Source organism: Arthrobacter sp. KNU-44, assembly GCF_051843155.1.
In the GTDB taxonomy this organism is placed as follows: domain Bacteria; phylum Actinomycetota; class Actinomycetes; order Actinomycetales; family Micrococcaceae; genus Arthrobacter.
Map to the genome: position 1 here is coordinate 1584764 of NZ_JBPXNG010000002.1, position 17488 is coordinate 1602251.

The window sequence follows — 17488 nt, forward strand, 5'->3', positions numbered from 1 at the left end:
CCCAACTCTTACGGTGTGAGTCCTAGCTGTTGGGCCTGTTGGGGATGTACTGGACGGCCCACTTGTTGCCGTCCGGATCGGCGAAGTACACGAAGTGGCCCCAATCCTGGATGTCGATGTCGCTGACTTCCACGCCGTTGGCCTTGAGTTGGCTGTGGGCCTCCTGGATGTCACCCACCACCATCTGCAGGCTGGGGGCGGTGCCTGGAGGGGCGTCGTTCAGGCCCTCGCCGATGCAGATGGAGCAGGCCGAGCCAGGCGGAGTCAGCTGGACGAAGCGGATGCCGTCCATGGGCCGCTCGTCGTAGTCGGCGTTGAAGCCCACTTTGTTGACGTAGAAATCCTTGGCGCGGTCCACATCGGACACAGGGACAAACACAAGTTCAAGTTTCCAGTCCATGCGCCAAAGGCTATCGGCGGAGCCCGAAAACCGGTAGGGGGCGGAGCACAACGCGGGGTCACTTACGGCCCATGTTGCTGCTCGAATTGGGCCGTAAGTGACCCCGCGTTGACGAGTTCGACGGCGGCGCCTCCCCAGGTGCCCACGCCGGCTTCTGCTTGAGCCGCCAGGCTGCGTGCGCCGGCGCGGGATGGAAGGAGCCACGCCACCACGGTGGCAAGGACCAGCACGGATGCACCCACGTAGACGGCGGGAATGGCCGCGTCCACATAGCCCGTGGGCGTGAGTTTGCCGCCGGCTCCCGTGAAGACTGCCGTCAGGACGGCTACGCCCAGTGCTACCCCGATCTCCCGGAGCGTGGAGTTGGTGCCGCTCGCCTTCGCGTGGTCCTCGGCGCGCATGTTGGCGAGAACCGCCGTCGACATCGGGGCGAAAACCAGGCCCATGCCGATTCCTGCCGCAATGAAGCCTGGCACCAGGGTTTCGTACGGGACGGTCGCGGAAAGGACCCCGGCCAGCCAGAACATGCCCGCTGTGAGCAGCGCGAGGCCCGCGATCATCAGGGTCCTGGTGCCAAGCCGCGGTGCCAGCAGGCCCGCCAGCGGTGCGACGAACATGGGGGCCAACGTCCAGGGCATCGTCATGACGCCGGCTGCGAGGGGTCCGTGGCCCTGCACCACCTGCAGGAACTGGATGAGGATGAAGACGGACCCGAAGATCCCGAAGCTGAAGGTCAGGCCGATCAGGTTGGCCACGGTGAAGCTGCGGTCGCGGAACAGCCGGAGCGGAAGCAACGGCGCGGCGACCCGGGATTCCCACAGAACGAAGGCAAGCAGCAGGACCCCGCCACCGATCAAGCCGACGAGGACTTCGGCACTGGACCAGCCGGCGTCGTTCCCTCGGACAATGCCGAAGACGAGCGCCAGGAGGCCCAGTCCGGAGAGAAGAAGGCCTACGACGTCGGCGCGGACGCGTGCGCCGAAGCTGTTCGGCAGCGCGAAGAGCGCCAGCGGAATCGACACGATGCCGATAGGCACGTTGAGCCAGAAGATCGCCTCCCAGCTCCAGCCTTCCACGACTGCGCCTCCGATGAGCGGTCCCAGGGCGACACCCAGGCCGGAGACTCCACCCCAGATGCCGATGGCGAGCGGGCGCAGCTTGTCGCTGACCGAACCCACCAGCAGGGTGAGCGATAGCGGCATGAGCGCCGCGGAACCAACGCCCTGGACGGCGCGGGCAGCAATGAGCTGCCACGGATCGGTGCTGACGGCTGCCGCTGCGGAAGCGAGGGTGAAGATGGCAAGGCCCGCGATGAACACATGGCGGCGGCCAAAGCGGTCCCCCAGGCCGACGGCCAGCAACATGAACGCCGCGAAGCTCAGGGAGTACGCATTGACGATCCACTGCAGTTCTTCGACGCTCGCGCCGAGGGCCTTGTGCATGACGGGCAGTGCGTTGGTGACCACCAGGTTGTCCAGGGTGGCCATGAAGACGGGCAGGGAGGCCGCCACAATGGCCAGCCAGACGGGAATAGTGCGTTTCATGATGGCTCCACGGGGTCGCTGAGATGCCGCTATTTTTGGGATGTTGTAATCGAATGATTACTTAAAGCCAAAGTTAGTTATCGACTGATAACATGTCAAGTGTGGTGAAGAAAACAATGGGCACAGGCGCCCCTGGAACGGACTCAAGCAGCCAGGCAACTGCCGAACGCATACCTGCGGCGCAACGGCGTGAACTGATCCTGGAAGCCGCCACGGGCGTCTTCGCCGAGCGCGGCTACGCCGGTTCCACCACAGACCAGGTGGCAAAGGCTGCGGGCATCAGCCAGCCGTATGTCGTGCGGATGTTCGGCACCAAGGAGACCCTGTTCCTGGAGGCCCTGGACCGCGCCCACGGCAAGTTGATGCGCGCGTTTCGCGACGTCATCGCGGCCTACGACGCCGGAGAACTCGCCGAAGAATTGCAGCACCTTGATCCTGCCGCCGGCAGCGGCCGTCCGGAACAGCTCAAGCAGCTCATGGCCATCGCCTACGCGGATCTGGTGGAGGACCGCGGGATCCTCATGATGCTGATGCAGGCTTTCGTGGCAGGCCATGAACCCGCCATCGGGGCACGGGCGCGGGAAGGATTCCTGGACATTTATCGCCTGGTGCGGGACGAAGCGGGGCTGTCCCCCGAAACCTCCCGCGACTTCCTTGCGCAGGGCATGCTCATGAACACCCTGATCGGCATCCGGCTGCCGGAAGTCTACGAGCAGGACGAGACCGCGGAGGAGTTGCTTGAGTGCACCCTGCGGTCCAAACTTCCCATGGTGCTCAAGGCAAGCAAGGCCCAGCGCCGGGTGGGTTAGTAGCTAGCCGCCGAGACCGTGGGCTGCGGGCCCACGCGGACGGACTCGCTAGCCGGCCACGCCGTAGAGGCGGTCTCCGGCGTCGCCCAGGCCCGGAACGATGTAGGCCTTTTCGTTGAGCCTCTCGTCGATCGAGGCGAGGACGATCTTGACGTTGGCGTCGGAAAGCTCTTCTTCGAGCTTGGCCAGGCCTTCCGGGGCTGCGAGCAGGCAGATGCATGTGACGTCCGAAGCGCCGCGCTTGAAGAGGAACTTGATGGCTTCGCGCAGGGTGCCGCCAGTGGCGAGCATGGGGTCCAGCACGAAGATCTGGCGGCCCGTCAGGTCCTCGGGGAGGCGCTCGGCGTAGGTGATGATGTCCAGGGTTTCTTCGTCGCGGGCCATGCCCAGGAAGCCCACCTCGGCAGTGGGAACCAGCTTGGTCATGCCCTCGAGCATGCCGAGGCCTGCGCGCAGGATGGGAACCACAAGCGGCGTCGGCTTCGTGAAGGCGGTACCGATCGCCTTGGTGACCGGGGTTTCGATCTCTACCGCTTCGGTCCTGACCTCGCGGGTGGCCTCGTAGGCCAGCAAAGTGACGAGTTCTTCGGTGAGTTGCCGGAAGACCGGTGAAGGAGTGTTCTTATCCCGCAGAACGGTGAGCTTGTGAGCGACCAGCGGGTGGTCCACGACGAGTGTGCGCATGACTCCAAAACTATCATTGAGGCATGAGCACCAACGAGCCTTATCACGCAGAGCACGCGGCCTGGATGGGTCTGGCCCTGGACGAGGCCCGGCTGGCGCTGGATACGGAGGATGTGCCGATCGGCGCTGTCGTTTTGGGACCCGACGGCGGCGTGCTGGGTGCCGGGCGGAACGAACGGGAAGCGCACGGCGACCCGACCGCGCACGCCGAGATTGTCGCCATCCGTGAGGCGGCCGCCGCCCTGCAACGCCACGCCCTGGAGCTTGGCGAAGGCGGAGACGGCTGGAGACTCGAGGACTGCACCCTCGTCGTGACGCTGGAGCCCTGCGCAATGTGCGCCGGAGCCATTGTGCTGGCACGGATTCCGCGGGTGGTCTTCGGCGCCTGGGATGAGAAGGCCGGTGCCGCCGGATCCGTGTTCGATATTTTGCGGGAACGCAGGCTCAACCACTGGGTGGAGGTCTACGCGGGCGTGCGCGAAGAGGAATGTTCAGCCTTGCTCCGGGATTTCTTCGCAGCCCACCGGAAGTAACAGCCATCCGGGATCCGCCTACCGTTTGATTATCCAGACGTTACGCTAACCTGATATGGCAACAGTTCCATACGCAGTCGTCCATGTCTGCGGCCTTCAGAAACGACCGATAATGACGCACAGCGGCGGGCGAAAGTCCATTTCATATGTCTTTCCCATCTTCAACGAGTCCGGAAACATCCGTCGCCTTTATGACGTGATCTCCGAAACTACAGCAGGCCTCGACTACGATATCGAGCTTGTTTTCGTCAACGATGGCAGCAAAGACAATTCCCTGGAGCTGCTTCGGGACCTGCAGATGACGGACCGCCGCATACTGGTCATCGATTTCGCTCGTAATTATGGCCACCAGGTCGCCGTAACAGCGGGCATCGACGCAGCAACCGGCGATGCCGTGATCATCATGGACAGCGACCTCCAGGATCCTCCAGAAGTCAGCCTGGAACTGATCTCTCGGTGGGAGGAGGGGTTCGATGTCGTGTATGCGCAACGCCGGACTCGCAAAGACACCACGTTCAAGAGGTTCACCGCTTGGGCTTTCTACGTAATGCTCAGGCGCATTGCATCAATCGAAATCCCGGCCAATACGGGTGATTTTCGGCTGCTTGACCGCGTAGTAGTTGATGAAATAAAGAAATTCCGCGAACACGACCGCTTTATTCGCGGGATGGTCAGCTACGTTGGATTCAATCAGGCCGCCGTCCAATTTGACCGCGACGAACGCCTCAATGGAAAGTCCGGATATCCGCTGGGAAAGATGCTCAAATTGGCCGCGGATGGCGTCTTCGGTTTCTCCACGTTCCCCCTCACCTTGATCTCCAGAATCGGCATGATCACAGCGTTGCTGAGCGTCGTTGGCATCGCGTATGCCGTGCTCATGAAGGTGTTTTCTCCGAACACCGTGGTGGAAGGATGGACGTTCATTGTCACGTCGATCCTCTTTGTGGGCGGCTTGCAGCTCATCATGCTCGGCATCCTGGGTGGATACATCGGGCGCATCTACACGGAGGTTCAGAACCGGCCGTTGTACGGGGTCCGGGCCATATACGGCGCCACCGACCGCAGAGCAACACCGGCCATCTCGGAAGCGGAGGCGGAATGAAGTCGCCCCGTGCAAGGCTGCTCGAATCCACGGGAAAGTTTGCCGTGGTAGGCATTGTCAACAATATTGTCGGGTACACGATCTTCGCTGTCCTGTCCTTGCTTGGGACGCCTGCTATTCCAGCTATGGCCGTCAGTTACTGCACCGGAATGGTCATCAGCTACTTTGGCAACCGGTCCTTCACCTTTAAGCACGAGGGCAAATCGGGACCCGCGATCCTCAGGTTCCTCGTAGTCAATGCCGCAGGTTTTACGCTGAACGCCGCACTGTTGTGGTTCTTCGTGGATGTCGCCAGAATGCCCCAACTCCTGGTTCAGCTGTTCGCGATCGCTTGCGTAGCTACGCTCACCTACACCTTGATGCGTCTTTGGGTTTTCCACGAGAGCAAAGTTCAGCCGGAGGCATCCAATGCCTGAGACCCAAGCCCGGCCCGTCCTCGAGGCTCCAGAGCAGGCCGTTACGCGGAACCCGCCCAAAGTGAAGTTGTCGACGTGGATCTGGCTCGGTTCCGCGGTGTTCGCGGCTCTGGTTTCCGGATTCATCGCGCCGACCCTGATGCCGTCCCGGGCATTCCAGATACTGGCCGCGTTCGGCGTCTTCATAGCTGTGGTTGGCGCCCGGACCACGTTCGGATTCTACTCGGAGTTGGCCTGCCGGATCCGCGGATGGCGCGAAGAACCCGTTAGGCACCATAAGCTGTCCGCAGCCCCTGGCCTGATCTTTTGCGGAATGCTCGCCTTCATACTGCTTGGGGTGCTGTTCTGGCCCTCCCCGCACATCGCCAACTACAACTATGCGCTTACGGGTTGTGGCGCCTTGTTCGTGCTCTTCGTTCTTCCCCCGTTGTATAGAGCCTCAGCGGCTTTTGGCCGCCGACTCGAAACCGCGCCGCGATGGGTCCGTCCCGCATTCCTCTCTGTCGCCATGATCCTTGCCCTTTTGGTGCAGTTGAGGCTCGGGTACGCGTTGCAGGTCATGCCCGGGTGGGACGCTGGCGCGGTTGCAGAGAGCGCGTTCGGCGTCGCCGATGGCAGCAAGTCCACCATCTACGACTACTTCAACATGTACCCGAACAACCTGGCGATCACGGTCGCGCTCACGAGGTACTCCCAAGTGATGGTGGCCCTGGGTGTCCCCTCGGGCGGGCTCCTCTACGCGGCGATCGTCCTCAATTGCGTGGTGTTGTGCACGGCAATCCTGCTCACCTATTTGTGTGCACGGCAACTTGTCAACGAAGGTGCCGCCGTCTTCACGCTTCTCCCATCTGCGCTGTACCTCGTGCTCTCCCCGTACATCTCAGTTGTCTACTCCGACAGCGTGGGCATTCTCTTTCCAGTGTTGCTCTTATACATCCATCTCAAGGCGGTGCGGGCGGGCAGGTGGCAGGTCAAACTTGTCCTTTGGACGCTGCTTGGCGCCGTCACGGCGGTGGGTTATAACCTCAAACCGACCGCCGCATTCGCAACCGCAGCGATAGTTGGTGTTTACGCACTCGAATATCTTTTCCGCAACAAGAGCGCCCTGCATAAGTTGCGTGCGTTGGCAGGGGTTCTGGTGGCGACGGCAATCGGGTTCACCGCCACAAACACGGCAATGTGGGTAGACATCAAAGCCCAGTCTTATGTCGGTTTCAACGTCGATCAGAACACCAAGGCCTTTCCGTGGACGCATTTCCTCATGATGGGAGCAACCGGGATTGGCGCGTTCACGCAATCGGATGTGAACGCCACTGCGGCGATTCAAGATCCAACTGAGCGCTACCAGCACGGCCTTGAAGTGTACGCCCAGCGCGTAACGGATATGGGATATCCGGGCTACCTGCAATTCATTGACCGCAAGGCCGTGTGGACGTTTGGCGATGGGAGTTTTCATACCTGGGGAGAAGGACTCCTTTTGAATCAGAAGGATCCCTTCCCGATCAAAGATCCGCTCAGCAACCAGATCAAGGACTACCTCTGGGGAAACGGCGCCCACTTTGACCTGATGACAGGCGTCTGGCAGTCCGGTTGGCTGGCATTGCTCTTCCTGGTCGCAATGCCCATGCGCGTGCGGTCACCGCGGCTTCTGACGTCCAGCGCAGCAATCATGCGTTGGTCTTTGCTCGCGTTGACTCTATTTCTCCTGTTTTTCGAAACGCGGCCACGATACCTCTACCTGTACGTTCCGTTCTTCATTCTTCTGGCAACGCTGACCCTCAGCGCGCTCACAACGCCGTCTCACGGGCGGAGATCCATTCTTGCCGATACGTCTACGAATCCCGATGAAAAGGCGCCCTTGAAATTGTGAGGTGTTGGACGTCAGATGGTCTCAGGCAGCACATCTGAGGAGGACCTCATGACCGTCTCTTTCAACCACACCATCGTCTACGCGACGGACAAACGCCGTTCGGCGGAGTTCCTCGCCAAGGTACTTGGCCTGCCGAGTCCGCAGCCCATGTGGTCCTTCATGACTGTGTCCTTTGCCCATGGAGTAGCCCTCGATTTCGCCACGGCGGACCGGCCCGTCTCGCCGCAGCACTACGCGTTTCTGGTCAGTGAGGACGACTTCGACGGGATCTTCGCGAGGATCCAGGCCGAGGGAATCCCCTATTGGGCGGACCCTGCGCGGTCCCGCGCCCAGCAGATCAACCACAACGACGGCGGACGCGGCGTCTACTTCGCGGATCCGGACGGGCATTTCCTGGAGGCAATCACGCGGCCATATGGATCGGGTGCCGCATGAGTTCCCCGGTGCGGGTCACGGCCATGGTGACCGGCCGCGTCCAGGGCGTCGGTTTCCGCTACTCGACAATGCACCAGGCCCGAATGCTCGGACTGACCGGGGAGGCGGCCAACCAGTTGGATGGCTCGGTGCAGGTGATCGCCGAAGGTGATCGCGAAGCCGTCGATTCCCTGCTGGAATGGCTGCAATCCCGGGATGCCCCGGGCCGCGTAAAACACGTGGATGCCACCTTCACGCAAGCCACCGGGGAGTTCTCCGGATTCTGGGTGGACTGAACCTGCCCCAAGCGAAGCCCGGTGTCAGGCGTTCGCGGCGTTCGCCTTGTCCAAGGCGTCGATGCGCTTCTGCCGCGATGCCGGTGAGTCCAGGCTGAACGAGCGGAAATCCCCGAGGTCCTCGCGGATCCAGCTCTCCACCTCACTGATCCGCTGCGTGACGGCCGCGCTGGGCTTGTCAAACGTCCAGGCGGCGATCCGCTCCTTGCCCGGATCGTATTGCCACAGCCCGATGATCCTTCCCCGGTCCAGGATCGGGTGGTCGGACAGGTCAGCCTGAAGCGCCAGCGTGGTGTCCATAACCTTCCGGCCCCGATCCCGCTCGGCGAGCATGTCCGCCGAGTTCCTGCGCAACAGCACCAAAGAGTCCGTCCCGGCCAGAAGCTGGATCTGCTCCTCCCGTGGTGCCGTAAACGCGGAAAGGTGCTCGACGTCGTCGGGCAGCATCCAGAGCGACTCGCCTGCCTCCGTGGTCACTTCGACGGCGCCGACGGCGGCCAGCGCCGCCTTGCTCTGCGCGACGGTGAAACCCGTTAGCCATTGGCTCTGCTTGAACGTCGCTCCGCCGGTCCAGCGCAGATACCGTTCGATCAAAAGCGCGCGGGCGGCGTCGTCGTCGAGGGAGCTGGGCGGCAGCGCCCATGAGGTGTAGGCGTAGCGTTGCTGGTCGAGGCGGCCATTGACGGGGACGCGACGGATGCGTCCGTCGGCTTGGAGGAGGCCCAGCGCGGTGGGGAGGGTGGTTGACGCACCCTTCTTCTTGCCTTCTTCGCCAAGGCTGCGGACGGACTCGCCAAGCTCGTCCCTGAGCTGCTTCGGGTCCATGGGGTCGCTGGATTCCATGAGGGTGTGCAGCACTTGCTCTTCGAGGAGGGTGATCTCACCGCGTTCGACGCCGAGCCGGGCCAGGACCTTGAATGGCGCCGCCGCGGCCTCCCGGCCGACTTGGAGTCCCCACGCAAAGTCCTTTCGGCCGAGGACGTAGGTGCAACCGCGGGCCGTGGGGAGCTCGTGGATTCTCAACTCGGCGACGTCGCGATCGACCTGTTCGCGCCGGATCCCGGCCCGGGCGAAAAGCGTCAGGTAGGGGTTGGCGCCGCCCACGGAGCGGGCCCAGCCGGCGCGGTCCAGGACTTCCTCGGACGTCTTGCCGGCGAAGGAACCGTCCAGGCCCTGTCGGTGCCACGCCCAGGCGCGAAGGAGTTCCGAGGTGAGTGTTTGGGTCGAAAGCACGGCGGACGTCATGGCCCCATTCTGCACCGTTTGTCCGCCATCCGGGGCAGTCCCGCGCTAGCTATCGCCCGAAATCCAGCGAGAAGCCCGCCCAGGCGTCGGGATGTTCCCGGAGGACCACGTCGACGCCGGCGAGCGCACCGCCGTCGTCGCTCCCGCGGACTTTCGCCGCGACCGCCTCAGCGATGAAGCGGGCCAGCACTTCCGTCGTCGTGAGCTGTCCGGAGAGGTCCGGGTGCTCGTCGAGGTTCTTGTAGTTGAGGCCTGCCAGCACCTCGTCCAGGATGGTTCCGGCGGCGCCGATGTCCAGCACGATCGCGTCGTCGCTCAGTTCCGCCCGGCGGAACGTCATCTCGGCGACGAAGGTGGCTCCGTGGAGTCCCTGCGCCGGGCCGAACGACTCCCGCGGGAGGCTGTGGGCGATCATGAAGTGGCGGCGGACGGTGAGGCTGAACATGGTTAGCCCTTCTTGGTTTTGGGGTAGTTGATGACTCGGCAAAGATCGTCCAGCTCGCCGTTTTCCAGGCCGTTGAAGACCTCCGGCAGCTCCTCGAACTGCGATTCTCCCGTGAGGAACGCGTCGAACACGGGGTCCCGCAGCAGGGAAACCGCCAGCGCCAGCCGCTCGCTTGAGGTGCGGCGGTGCCGGCGGGAACGTGCAACCACTCCAACCTGGCTGGCTCGGATGGAGAGGCGCCGGGCATGGAAGTCCTCCCCCAGCGGCAGGGAGACCTTCCGGTCCCCGTACCAAGACATCTCAATGATCTCGCCCTCGTCACCCGCGAGCTGCAGGCTACGGGCCAGTCCTTCGTCCGTGGCCGAGCAATGGAACACGATGTCGCAGTCCTGTTTTGCATCGTCCGGAAGCGCAAACTCCACGCCCAGGGATTCCACGAACCCGTGCTTCCCCGGATCCGTTTCCACGAGTTGCAAGCGCTGCAGCGGGAAACTGCGCAGCAGTGCTGCGGTCATGCCGCCCACCAGTCCGGCACCGACGACGGCGATCCGGTCACCAAGGCGGGGTCCGGCCTCCCAGAGGGCGTTGAGGGCGATCTCGGCGATGCCGGTGAGCACAGCGCGGCGTGCAGGCACGCCGTCGGGAATTCGGGTGAGTGAAGTGAGCGGCACGACGTAGCGGTCTTGGTGCGGGTGCAGGCAGAAGACGTTCTGGCCGATCCAATCTTCGGGGCCTTCCTCAACGACGCCAACCGACAGGTAGCCAAACTTGACCGGCGCCGGAAAATCCCCGGTTTGATGGGGTGCCCGCATCTTCTTCGCAACCCGAGGCGGGACGTGCGCTTCATGGACCACGAGCTCTGTTCCCCGGCTGATTCCCGAGTACAAAGCTCGGACCATCGCCTCGCCCTGGCCCAGGGCCGGAAGTTCCTCGCTGCGGAGCTCACCTTGGCAGGGGCCCACCGTCCAGTAGGCCAGGGCCGATTGGGGGTGCGTGTTCTGGGGTGCGTTTTGTGGAAGAGTCATCGTGCTTGCGAATCTAGTCCTGCGGCTGCGATTGGGGAAGCGAAGGCTACTTACTAAGTGGGCACCGACCGGCCGTTTTGGGGAACAGGCCTTCACTCCGGTACCCTATTTCAGTTGGTGACGTGTCCGAGCGGCCGAAGGTGCAACACTCGAAATGTTGTTTGGTGTAAAAGCCAACGTGGGTTCAAATCCCACCGTCACCGCCAATGAAAACCCCCGGGAAACCGGGGGTTTTCTGCATTCTCGGGGCGTGGTGGTGCGGGCTTCGCCGACCAAGCTGCCGCAGCGCGTCGAGCAGGGAGCTGATCGCTTTCGTGTATCTCAGGGCGTCAGAGGAGACAATGACTACCTCCAGAGGACACTGGCGATTCCGGCGGAATAGCCTCCGTGGCAAGGCGGCGATAGTTGAGGCGTCGGTAAGTGGCGGCCTAGCATCGTCGTATGGGCCTCCTAACGTTCAGTATCAACGTCACCCTGGATGGTTGCGTCGACCATCGGGAAGGCATCGCCGACGACGAGACGCACGCCTACTTCACCCGCCTTATGGACGAGGGGGGCGCAATGCTCTGGGGCCGCACCACCTACGAGATGATGGAGAGCTACTGGCCAGCGGTCGCCCGCGGCGACGAGGACGCGCCGCCCGCGATGCGCGAGTGGGCGCTCAAGCTGGAGGCCAAGCCGAAGTACATTGTGTCGTCGACGCGAAGTGACTTTCCGTGGACCAACAGCCACCACGTCGTGGGCGACCTGCGGACGGCGGTGCAGGATCTCAAGGATGCGACTCCCGGCGGGGTGCTCGTCGGCAGCGGCAAACTTGCCACAGGGTTGGACCAACTGAATCTGATCGACGAGTACAAGTTCCTTGTCCATCCCAGGATTGCCGGCCACGGTCCCACGCTGTACCAAGGCGGGCTGCCTAGCACCCGATGTCTCGACCTGATCTCGGCGGAGCCGCTTAGCAACGGCGCGGTCGCCTTGCACTATCGACGGGCTGATTGAGGGTGGCTGTCCGTCGCGGGTGAGCTTCGGCTGAAAAGACCGTGCGCTCGTTAAGGTAGAACCAGATGCGGGCGGTGCCCTTCGCCGTCGGCTTGTGCTGCCAGCGCTCGTAAGTCGCGCAACCCCGCTCGATGACGCCGAGTTCGCCCTTCTTGGCCGCGGCCACAGTTACGGCCGCTCCACGGTCGCGTCATCGTCAGGCCGCTCGAGGTCGGCGCTGCCGAGCCCGGCGGCTACCGCCGCGGCCGTCTCTTTCCAGCTGGTCGGCTCGGCAATGGCGAGGTGCGGCTGGTTGGTTGAGAAAGGAGACGCTTGACCTCCTCAGATCTACTCGTGTAGCTTCAGAAAGAATGTTAGCCGGGTCACACTCAAGAAGGTCACCGAAAGCCCCCGGGGCCCGAAAAGAGATGACCAGCCCATGAAGATCCCAACGTCAGCCGGGGACCGTCCAAGCCTGTCCATACTTGGCGCCCGCACCCTCGGTAACGCCCTGGGCTCCGGACGAAACTCACTGAACGCCCTTCGCCTGGTATTCGCAGCAGCCGTGATCGTCTCGCACTCCTGGTGGCTGGGCGGCTACGGCCCGGAACCTTCGCTTTACGGGATCAAGCTCGGCACGGCAGGCGTCATGGGCTTCTTCGCCATCTCCGGCTATCTCATCACCGTCAGCGCCGAACGCTCGGACACTGTGCTGGAGTACGCCGCAGCCCGGCTCGCCCGCATCTATCCGGCCCTCGTGGTCGCCGCGCTTGCTGTTGCCTTCGTGGCAGCACCGCTTGGCGCCCTCCTGACCCACGGAACTTACGATCTGCGCGGAGCTTTGGCCTTCCTCGGCGCCGCCCTGGCGCTCAGCGTCGGCGTTATGGACACGCCCGCCATAGGGACGTCCCTCTGGGGCAACAACGACCGCTTCGACTGGAACGGCCCCCTATGGACTCTCACCTGGGAGGGGCTGTGCTACGTCATCATCGCCATCGTCGTGTTCCTGCTCCGCAGGCTTCCAGGGAGCAGGCGAGGCACGGCCACCGCAATTTTCCTGCTCTTTGCCGCATCCACCGGAGCAGTCTTCGGAAAGCTCCTCGCCGGCAGCTTGGGGCCGAACCGCACCGAATTCGCCCTCCCGCTGCTCGCAATCTTCATGGCAGGGTCCCTCCTTGCCACCCAGAGGCACCGGGTCCTCATCGGTGCGGTGCCAAGCCTTCTCGCCGTACTGGCCGTCTTGGGCGCCCTCGCCACGGGCTACGGCACAGCCCTCGCCCCACTGCCGTTTGCCTACCTCGTCCTGTCGATAGGTTCAATCGGCAGCGCGTCCGCCATCGGGTCACGATATGACATCTCCTACGGGATCTACATCTACGGGTGGCCAATCCAGCAACTCCTCGCAGCCGCCCACACACCGGCACACGTTCCCGTGCTCGGCTTTGCTGCACTCGCTCTCGTTGCGGCCTGGCCACTCGGTTTCCTGAGTTGCGTGGCCGTCGAGCAGCCAGCCCAGCGGGTCCGACGCGCTCTCGTGAGCCGCCTCGCCGCCCGCGTGGCCAATTAGAACAATCCGCTTAAACGCTTGATCAACGGATCACCATCAGTTACTCTTGCCGTGATTAAGCGTTTAATCAAAAGTCCTTGACTCCACCACAAGCTCCCCCGCCTGCTCAACAACGCCGTGTGCAGAGGCTCGTCGCAGAGCCATCGGCGGTCGAGTAGTCCTCACAGACCCGGAGATTTTATGGCCCACCCAGCAAGGAAGCTGGCGAAGAGGGCGAGCATGCCCGCCCTCTTCGCCGCGCTCACGATGTTCTTCACGACCACCATAGTTACTGCCGACATTCCCGGCGCGGGAGCCGTCGGCAGCGCGACCGCACCGACAATGCGCGCCATATACCACATGACTCCCCCGTCAGGATGGCTGAGCGATCCTCAGCGGCCCATCTATCTCAACGGCAAGTACAACCTGTATTACCTTCATAGCAACCAGGACAACGGCCCTGGCGGCTGGCGACATGCGACGTCGTCGGACACTGTGGTGTTCAACGACCAAGGCGACTCCCTTCCGCTCCAGAGCAATTTCCCCGTATGGACCGGCTCCTCCGTGATCGATACGAACAACACCGCGGGATTCGGGGCCGGAACCGTCGTCGCGCTCGCCACGCAACCCGCCGACGGCGACGCGTTCCAGCAATCGCAATACCTCTGGTACTCGACCGACGGCGGGTCCACCTTCACGCAGTACGGCGCACCGGTCATCGCCAACCCGGACGCTTCGGACTGGTTCCGCGACCCGAAGATCGTTTGGGACGCGGCGCACTCTACGTGGGTAGCGGCGATCGGCCGCGCGCAGAAAATCACGTTCTACACCTCGCCGGACCTCAAGACCTGGACACACCAGACGGATTTCAGCTACACCACGCCGAATATCGGCGGCGTTGAGTGCCCGGATATCTTCCAGATGAAGGCCAACGACGGTTCGTGGCATTGGATCATGGCCGGGAGCATGCAGGGTGACTACAGCGGCAAGCCGGACACGTACGCATACTGGACCGGCACGTGGAACGGCTCGGCGTTCGTCGCAGACCAGACGGACCCGCAGTGGCTCGACTGGGGCTCGGACTGGTATGCCTCGGTGACGTGGCCGGACGCCGCGAATCCCGACGCTTCCCGTTACGCGATCGGCTGGATGAACAACTGGCACTACGCCCCGCACACCGTGCCGACTGACGCCACCGACAACTACAACGGCCAAATGTCCGTGGTGCGTCAGCTCAGCCTCAAGTCCGAGGGCAGCGGTGTCTACAGCCTTCTATCCCAGCCGACGCCAAATCTGGCCAACTACGCCACAAAAACCGTGAAGCCCGCCAACGCAACGGTCAATGGACGGACATCCCTCGACTACCATGGCTCGGCTTACGAGCTCGACGCGGACGTCAGTTGGACCACGCTGAACAACGTCGGTATCTCCGTCGGCGAGAACAAGGACGCCAGCCGGCACACGAACATCGGGGTCTACGGGGGCAACCTTTACGTCGATCGCTCCGCGCAGGACCAAGTGCCGTACTCCTTCGGGACGTACCAGCAGTCCCAGGCGCCGCTCGCTTCGGGTGCAACGTCCGTACATCTCCGGATCCTTGTGGACCACGGCAGCGTGGAGGTCTTCGCCGACGACGGCCGGATCGCCCTCTCGAACCAGGACTTCTTCACGTCGTCGGACACGGGGATCTCCCTCTACACGATCGGCGGCAGCGCCGACTTCGCCAACCTTTCGATCACGGAATTCGCCAACATCACCGAACAGGCGAATCCCGCGGCGCCCTACGCGGACTTCGAGGGCAGCAGCTATGGCCCATGGACGACGGCGGGCACGGCCTTCGGTTCCGGGCCCGCCACCGGCGCGCTCCCCAACCAGCAGCCCGTCACGGGCTACCTCGGGAACAAGCTCGTCAACAGTTTCAACGGCGGCGACGCGTCGACCGGAACGCTGACTTCGCCGTCGTTCACCATCGGCCACTCGTACGTCAACTTCCTCTCAGGAGGCGGGAACAACCCGAGGCCCTCGGATGTCTTCGCCGATTTCGAGGGCGCGACGTGGGGTGCCGGCTGGACGGCGTCGGGCAGTTACGTTGGTCAAGGCCCGACGGCGGAATCCCTCCCGAACCGGCTCGGCTCCAAGGTCCTCGATACGTACGCCGGAGGGGGTGATGCCGCCACGGGCGCGGTCACGTCGCCGACATTCACGATCACGCGGGACTATATCGATTTCCTCATTGCCGGAGGCAATCACCCCTGGGGCCAGTCAGGTGCCGCTGCGGTGAACCTCCTCGTCAACGGGCAGGTAGTCCGCACGGCGACGGGCCAGAATTCATCGACGATGTCGAACGTTAACTGGGACGTCCACACGCTCGTGGGACAGAAAGCCCAAATCCAGGTCATCGACCACGCAAGCGGATCCTGGGGCCACCTCATGGTGGATCAGATCGTATTCAGCAGCATGCCGAACGCGGTTGGCGGTGGGCCGGACAATCAGACCACGGTGAATCTCGTCGTCAACGGGCAGGTCGTTCGCACCGCAACGGGCCAGAACAGCGAGCACCTCGCATGGACGTCGTGGAACGTCTCCGACCTCATCGGCCAGAGCGCCCAGCTCCAGGTGGTCGATAACGGCACGGGAAGCTGGGGCCATGTCCTGCTGGACCAGGTCATCTTCGAAGACATCCCGGCCGCCTAGCTCGCTCGGCTTGTCCGTCCTGACCTTCTTGCCGCTCGAAAGCCCTAAAATGACGCGGCTCGCCGTGTCGTAAGCGCTTTCCCAAACGAAAGAAGGTCAGGACGGCGCGTCGGTTTGTGCCTAAGCTGGGCTCATGGGGAGCAACTCACTGACGACGCCGGATGCGCGGCGCCTCCTCGCCGCACTGGCAAACACCCAAGCCCGGAGGGTCTTCGCTGAGATCAGCGTTGGCGGTACCCCGGGCAGTTCGCTCTCGCCAGCGAAACTCGAACGGGCGCTCGCGCTCCTGGACCAAGCAGGGCTGGTCGAAACGGTTGAGACCGAAGGCGATGTTCGCTACCGCATCCGCGAGCATGCCTTCCGGGACGCGCTGGCGAGCCTTTCGTCGGCACCCAGCCCGTCCGGCGTCGAGCGCTTCTTGACCTCGGATGGCCGCATTGATCGCTATCCGGCGAGGGAGGCAGACCGACTCAAGGTTCTCGCCTGGGTTGCGACGCGCGTCCTCCAGACCAGCGAGCGGGTGGCGGAACGGGAGCTTAACGAACGCGTCGCCCGGTTCACCGGAGACGTGCCCATGCTCCGGCGGTACCTTGTTGACTCCGGCATCGTGAGCCGCACGCCCGACGGCTCGGCCTACTGGCTGGCCCTCGAAGAAGACGCCGACGGCGGCCGCTAGAGGTCCCTGGCATTCGCCAGAACGGGAAGCTTGCCCCGGACTTCTTCCACAACAGACGGATCGATGTCCACGATGGCGAGTTCCGGCATTTCCCCGAGGGCGGCGACTACGACACCCAGTGGCGAGATCACAGCGCTGTGCCCGATGCCTGTGGGCGCCGTGTCTGTGGAGGGGAGGCCGACGCTCGCGGGATCGCCTTGGCCGCACGCCACGACGAAGGTGGTGCTGTCCACTGCGCGGGCCCGCACCAGCAGTTCCCACTGCTCTGCTTTGCCTTCGCCGGCGCCCCATGAGGCGCAGACGATGTTGACCTGCGCTCCTGCCCGTGCGTTGGCGGTGAAGAGTGCGGGGAAACGAACGTCGTAACACGTGGCAAGGCCAAACACGGTGCCGTTGAGTTCGAAGGTTACAGGCGACGTGCCGGCGTCGACCGAATCAGACTCCGCGAAGCCGAATGCATCAAAGAGGTGGATCTTGTCGTAGGACGTGTCAATCCCGCGGCCGGTGACCAAGAGGGTGTTCCGGACCCGTCCGCCCTCGCCGGGGGTGAACATTCCCGCCACGACGGCGATATCCAGCTCCCGTGCAAGGCTGCGGACCGCTGCGGCCCACGGCCCGTCCAGCGGTTCGGCGATGTCGGCCAGGCTGTTGCCGAAGGCGCGCATGGCTGCTTCAGGAAAGACAACGAGTTCGGCTCCAGCAGCCTTGGCCCGGGTGGCGTATTCTCGGATCAGTTCCAGGTTGGCGGCCACATCGGCCCCGGTGATGATTTGTGCCACGGCTAAACGCATGAATTTACTCCAGATTGTTG

At 63.3% G+C, this 17488-nt stretch carries 18 protein-coding genes and 1 tRNA gene; 12 read left to right on the forward strand and 7 right to left on the reverse strand.

Going from position 1 to position 17488, the window contains the following annotated elements; genetic code table 11:
- Positions 1-22: 22 nt before the first annotated feature.
- Both ACSVHC_RS08110 and ACSVHC_RS08115 read right to left on the reverse strand, forming a co-directional pair.
- Complete coding sequence (locus ACSVHC_RS08110; RefSeq protein WP_439180789.1) at positions 23-400, reverse strand: VOC family protein; 378 nt, start codon at positions 398-400, stop codon at positions 23-25.
- 62 nt (positions 401-462) lie between these two features.
- The gene (locus ACSVHC_RS08115; protein ID WP_439180790.1) at positions 463-1944 is read right to left on the reverse strand and encodes an MFS transporter; all 1482 of its coding nucleotides are present in this window, start codon (positions 1942-1944) and stop codon (positions 463-465) included.
- Between the two features lie 101 nt (positions 1945-2045).
- Between ACSVHC_RS08115 and ACSVHC_RS08120 the strand changes: the two genes are divergently transcribed.
- Positions 2046-2753 carry a TetR/AcrR family transcriptional regulator gene (locus tag ACSVHC_RS08120; protein ID WP_437772365.1) on the forward strand — a complete coding sequence of 236 codons (708 nt, stop codon included), beginning with the start codon at positions 2046-2048 and terminating at the stop codon, positions 2751-2753.
- A gap of 48 nt (positions 2754-2801) precedes the next feature.
- Here ACSVHC_RS08120 and upp read toward each other — a convergent pair whose 3' ends face one another.
- On the reverse strand, positions 2802-3437 hold the full coding sequence (gene upp / locus ACSVHC_RS08125; protein ID WP_236815028.1) for a uracil phosphoribosyltransferase: 636 nt from the start codon (positions 3435-3437) through the stop codon (positions 2802-2804).
- A 23-nt stretch (positions 3438-3460) separates the two neighbouring features.
- On the opposite strand from upp, the gene ACSVHC_RS08130 reads away from it, so the two are divergent.
- The 6 genes from ACSVHC_RS08130 to ACSVHC_RS08155 all read left to right on the forward strand — a co-directional run bounded on the left by ACSVHC_RS08130 (position 3461) and on the right by ACSVHC_RS08155 (position 8068).
- Complete coding sequence (locus ACSVHC_RS08130) at positions 3461-3970, forward strand: nucleoside deaminase (protein ID WP_345451423.1); 510 nt, start codon at positions 3461-3463, stop codon at positions 3968-3970.
- A gap of 112 nt (positions 3971-4082) precedes the next feature.
- Positions 4083-5072, forward strand: coding sequence for a glycosyltransferase family 2 protein (locus ACSVHC_RS08135; RefSeq protein WP_437772364.1), 990 nt, complete (start codon positions 4083-4085; stop codon positions 5070-5072).
- Positions 5069-5488 (forward strand): GtrA family protein, encoded by a 420-nt coding sequence (locus ACSVHC_RS08140; protein ID WP_437772363.1) that lies wholly within the window; start codon positions 5069-5071, stop codon positions 5486-5488. The genes ACSVHC_RS08135 and ACSVHC_RS08140 overlap by 4 nt, the downstream gene beginning before the upstream one ends.
- Positions 5481-7358 carry a glycosyltransferase family 39 protein gene (locus tag ACSVHC_RS08145; RefSeq protein WP_437772362.1) on the forward strand — a complete coding sequence of 626 codons (1878 nt, stop codon included), beginning with the start codon at positions 5481-5483 and terminating at the stop codon, positions 7356-7358. The genes ACSVHC_RS08140 and ACSVHC_RS08145 overlap by 8 nt, the downstream gene beginning before the upstream one ends.
- A 48-nt stretch (positions 7359-7406) precedes the next feature.
- On the forward strand, positions 7407-7793 hold the full coding sequence (locus ACSVHC_RS08150) for a VOC family protein (protein ID WP_437772361.1): 387 nt from the start codon (positions 7407-7409) through the stop codon (positions 7791-7793).
- Positions 7790-8068 (forward strand): acylphosphatase, encoded by a 279-nt coding sequence (locus ACSVHC_RS08155; protein WP_437772360.1) that lies wholly within the window; start codon positions 7790-7792, stop codon positions 8066-8068. The genes ACSVHC_RS08150 and ACSVHC_RS08155 overlap by 4 nt, the downstream gene beginning before the upstream one ends.
- Before the next feature lie 24 nt (positions 8069-8092).
- Here ACSVHC_RS08155 and ACSVHC_RS08160 read toward each other — a convergent pair whose 3' ends face one another.
- The 3 genes from ACSVHC_RS08160 to ACSVHC_RS08170 are packed head-to-tail and all read right to left on the reverse strand — an operon-like array spanning position 8093 to position 10783.
- Positions 8093-9313 carry a DNA glycosylase AlkZ-like family protein gene (locus ACSVHC_RS08160; protein WP_437772359.1) on the reverse strand — a complete coding sequence of 407 codons (1221 nt, stop codon included), beginning with the start codon at positions 9311-9313 and terminating at the stop codon, positions 8093-8095.
- Positions 9314-9362: 49 nt separating this feature from the next.
- A complete protein-coding gene (locus ACSVHC_RS08165) occupies positions 9363-9758 on the reverse strand; it encodes a 6-pyruvoyl trahydropterin synthase family protein (RefSeq protein WP_437772358.1) in 396 nt (131 codons plus the stop codon).
- Between the two features lie 2 nt (positions 9759-9760).
- A complete protein-coding gene (locus ACSVHC_RS08170) occupies positions 9761-10783 on the reverse strand; it encodes a zinc-dependent alcohol dehydrogenase (RefSeq protein ID WP_437772357.1) in 1023 nt (340 codons plus the stop codon).
- A 116-nt stretch (positions 10784-10899) separates the two neighbouring features.
- On the opposite strand from ACSVHC_RS08170, the gene ACSVHC_RS08175 reads away from it, so the two are divergent.
- From ACSVHC_RS08175 to ACSVHC_RS08195, 5 genes are all read left to right on the forward strand, one after another.
- Positions 10900-10989 (forward strand) — tRNA-Ser (locus ACSVHC_RS08175).
- A gap of 235 nt (positions 10990-11224) precedes the next feature.
- Positions 11225-11782 carry a dihydrofolate reductase family protein gene (locus ACSVHC_RS08180; RefSeq protein ID WP_437772356.1) on the forward strand — a complete coding sequence of 186 codons (558 nt, stop codon included), beginning with the start codon at positions 11225-11227 and terminating at the stop codon, positions 11780-11782.
- A gap of 418 nt (positions 11783-12200) precedes the next feature.
- Complete coding sequence (locus tag ACSVHC_RS08185) at positions 12201-13328, forward strand: acyltransferase family protein (protein ID WP_437772355.1); 1128 nt, start codon at positions 12201-12203, stop codon at positions 13326-13328.
- A gap of 219 nt (positions 13329-13547) precedes the next feature.
- Positions 13548-16001 (forward strand): glycoside hydrolase family 32 protein, encoded by a 2454-nt coding sequence (locus tag ACSVHC_RS08190; RefSeq protein WP_439180792.1) that lies wholly within the window; start codon positions 13548-13550, stop codon positions 15999-16001.
- Between the two features lie 133 nt (positions 16002-16134).
- Entirely contained in the window at positions 16135-16677 is a 543-nt protein-coding gene (locus ACSVHC_RS08195) for a DUF2087 domain-containing protein (protein WP_437772353.1), read from the forward strand.
- Here ACSVHC_RS08195 and ACSVHC_RS08200 read toward each other — a convergent pair.
- Complete coding sequence (locus tag ACSVHC_RS08200; protein WP_437772352.1) at positions 16674-17468, reverse strand: carbon-nitrogen hydrolase family protein; 795 nt, start codon at positions 17466-17468, stop codon at positions 16674-16676. The genes ACSVHC_RS08195 and ACSVHC_RS08200 overlap by 4 nt on opposite strands.
- Positions 17469-17488 lie beyond the last annotated feature (20 nt).

What these genes read in the sequence shown, in the direction of transcription:
- ACSVHC_RS08130 (WP_345451423.1), top strand. Translation starts at nt 3,461, where the DNA reads ATGAGCACCAACGAGCCTTATCACGCAGAGCACGCGGCCTGGATGGGT.
- ACSVHC_RS08145 (WP_437772362.1), top strand. Translation starts at nt 5,481, where the DNA reads ATGCCTGAGACCCAAGCCCGGCCCGTCCTCGAGGCTCCAGAGCAGGCC.
- ACSVHC_RS08165 (WP_437772358.1), bottom strand. Translation starts at nt 9,758, where the DNA reads ATGTTCAGCCTCACCGTCCGCCGCCACTTCATGATCGCCCACAGCCTC.
- ACSVHC_RS08155 (WP_437772360.1), top strand. Translation starts at nt 7,790, where the DNA reads ATGAGTTCCCCGGTGCGGGTCACGGCCATGGTGACCGGCCGCGTCCAG.
- ACSVHC_RS08160 (WP_437772359.1), bottom strand. Translation starts at nt 9,313, where the DNA reads ATGACGTCCGCCGTGCTTTCGACCCAAACACTCACCTCGGAACTCCTT.
- upp (WP_236815028.1), bottom strand. Translation starts at nt 3,437, where the DNA reads ATGCGCACACTCGTCGTGGACCACCCGCTGGTCGCTCACAAGCTCACC.
- ACSVHC_RS08110 (WP_439180789.1), bottom strand. Translation starts at nt 400, where the DNA reads ATGGACTGGAAACTTGAACTTGTGTTTGTCCCTGTGTCCGATGTGGAC.
- ACSVHC_RS08135 (WP_437772364.1), top strand. Translation starts at nt 4,083, where the DNA reads ATGACGCACAGCGGCGGGCGAAAGTCCATTTCATATGTCTTTCCCATC.
- ACSVHC_RS08180 (WP_437772356.1), top strand. Translation starts at nt 11,225, where the DNA reads ATGGGCCTCCTAACGTTCAGTATCAACGTCACCCTGGATGGTTGCGTC.
- ACSVHC_RS08150 (WP_437772361.1), top strand. Translation starts at nt 7,407, where the DNA reads ATGACCGTCTCTTTCAACCACACCATCGTCTACGCGACGGACAAACGC.
- ACSVHC_RS08200 (WP_437772352.1), bottom strand. Translation starts at nt 17,468, where the DNA reads ATGCGTTTAGCCGTGGCACAAATCATCACCGGGGCCGATGTGGCCGCC.
- ACSVHC_RS08190 (WP_439180792.1), top strand. Translation starts at nt 13,548, where the DNA reads ATGCCCGCCCTCTTCGCCGCGCTCACGATGTTCTTCACGACCACCATA.
- ACSVHC_RS08195 (WP_437772353.1), top strand. Translation starts at nt 16,135, where the DNA reads ATGGGGAGCAACTCACTGACGACGCCGGATGCGCGGCGCCTCCTCGCC.
- ACSVHC_RS08185 (WP_437772355.1), top strand. Translation starts at nt 12,201, where the DNA reads ATGAAGATCCCAACGTCAGCCGGGGACCGTCCAAGCCTGTCCATACTT.
- ACSVHC_RS08115 (WP_439180790.1), bottom strand. Translation starts at nt 1,944, where the DNA reads ATGAAACGCACTATTCCCGTCTGGCTGGCCATTGTGGCGGCCTCCCTG.
- ACSVHC_RS08140 (WP_437772363.1), top strand. Translation starts at nt 5,069, where the DNA reads ATGAAGTCGCCCCGTGCAAGGCTGCTCGAATCCACGGGAAAGTTTGCC.
- ACSVHC_RS08170 (WP_437772357.1), bottom strand. Translation starts at nt 10,783, where the DNA reads ATGACTCTTCCACAAAACGCACCCCAGAACACGCACCCCCAATCGGCC.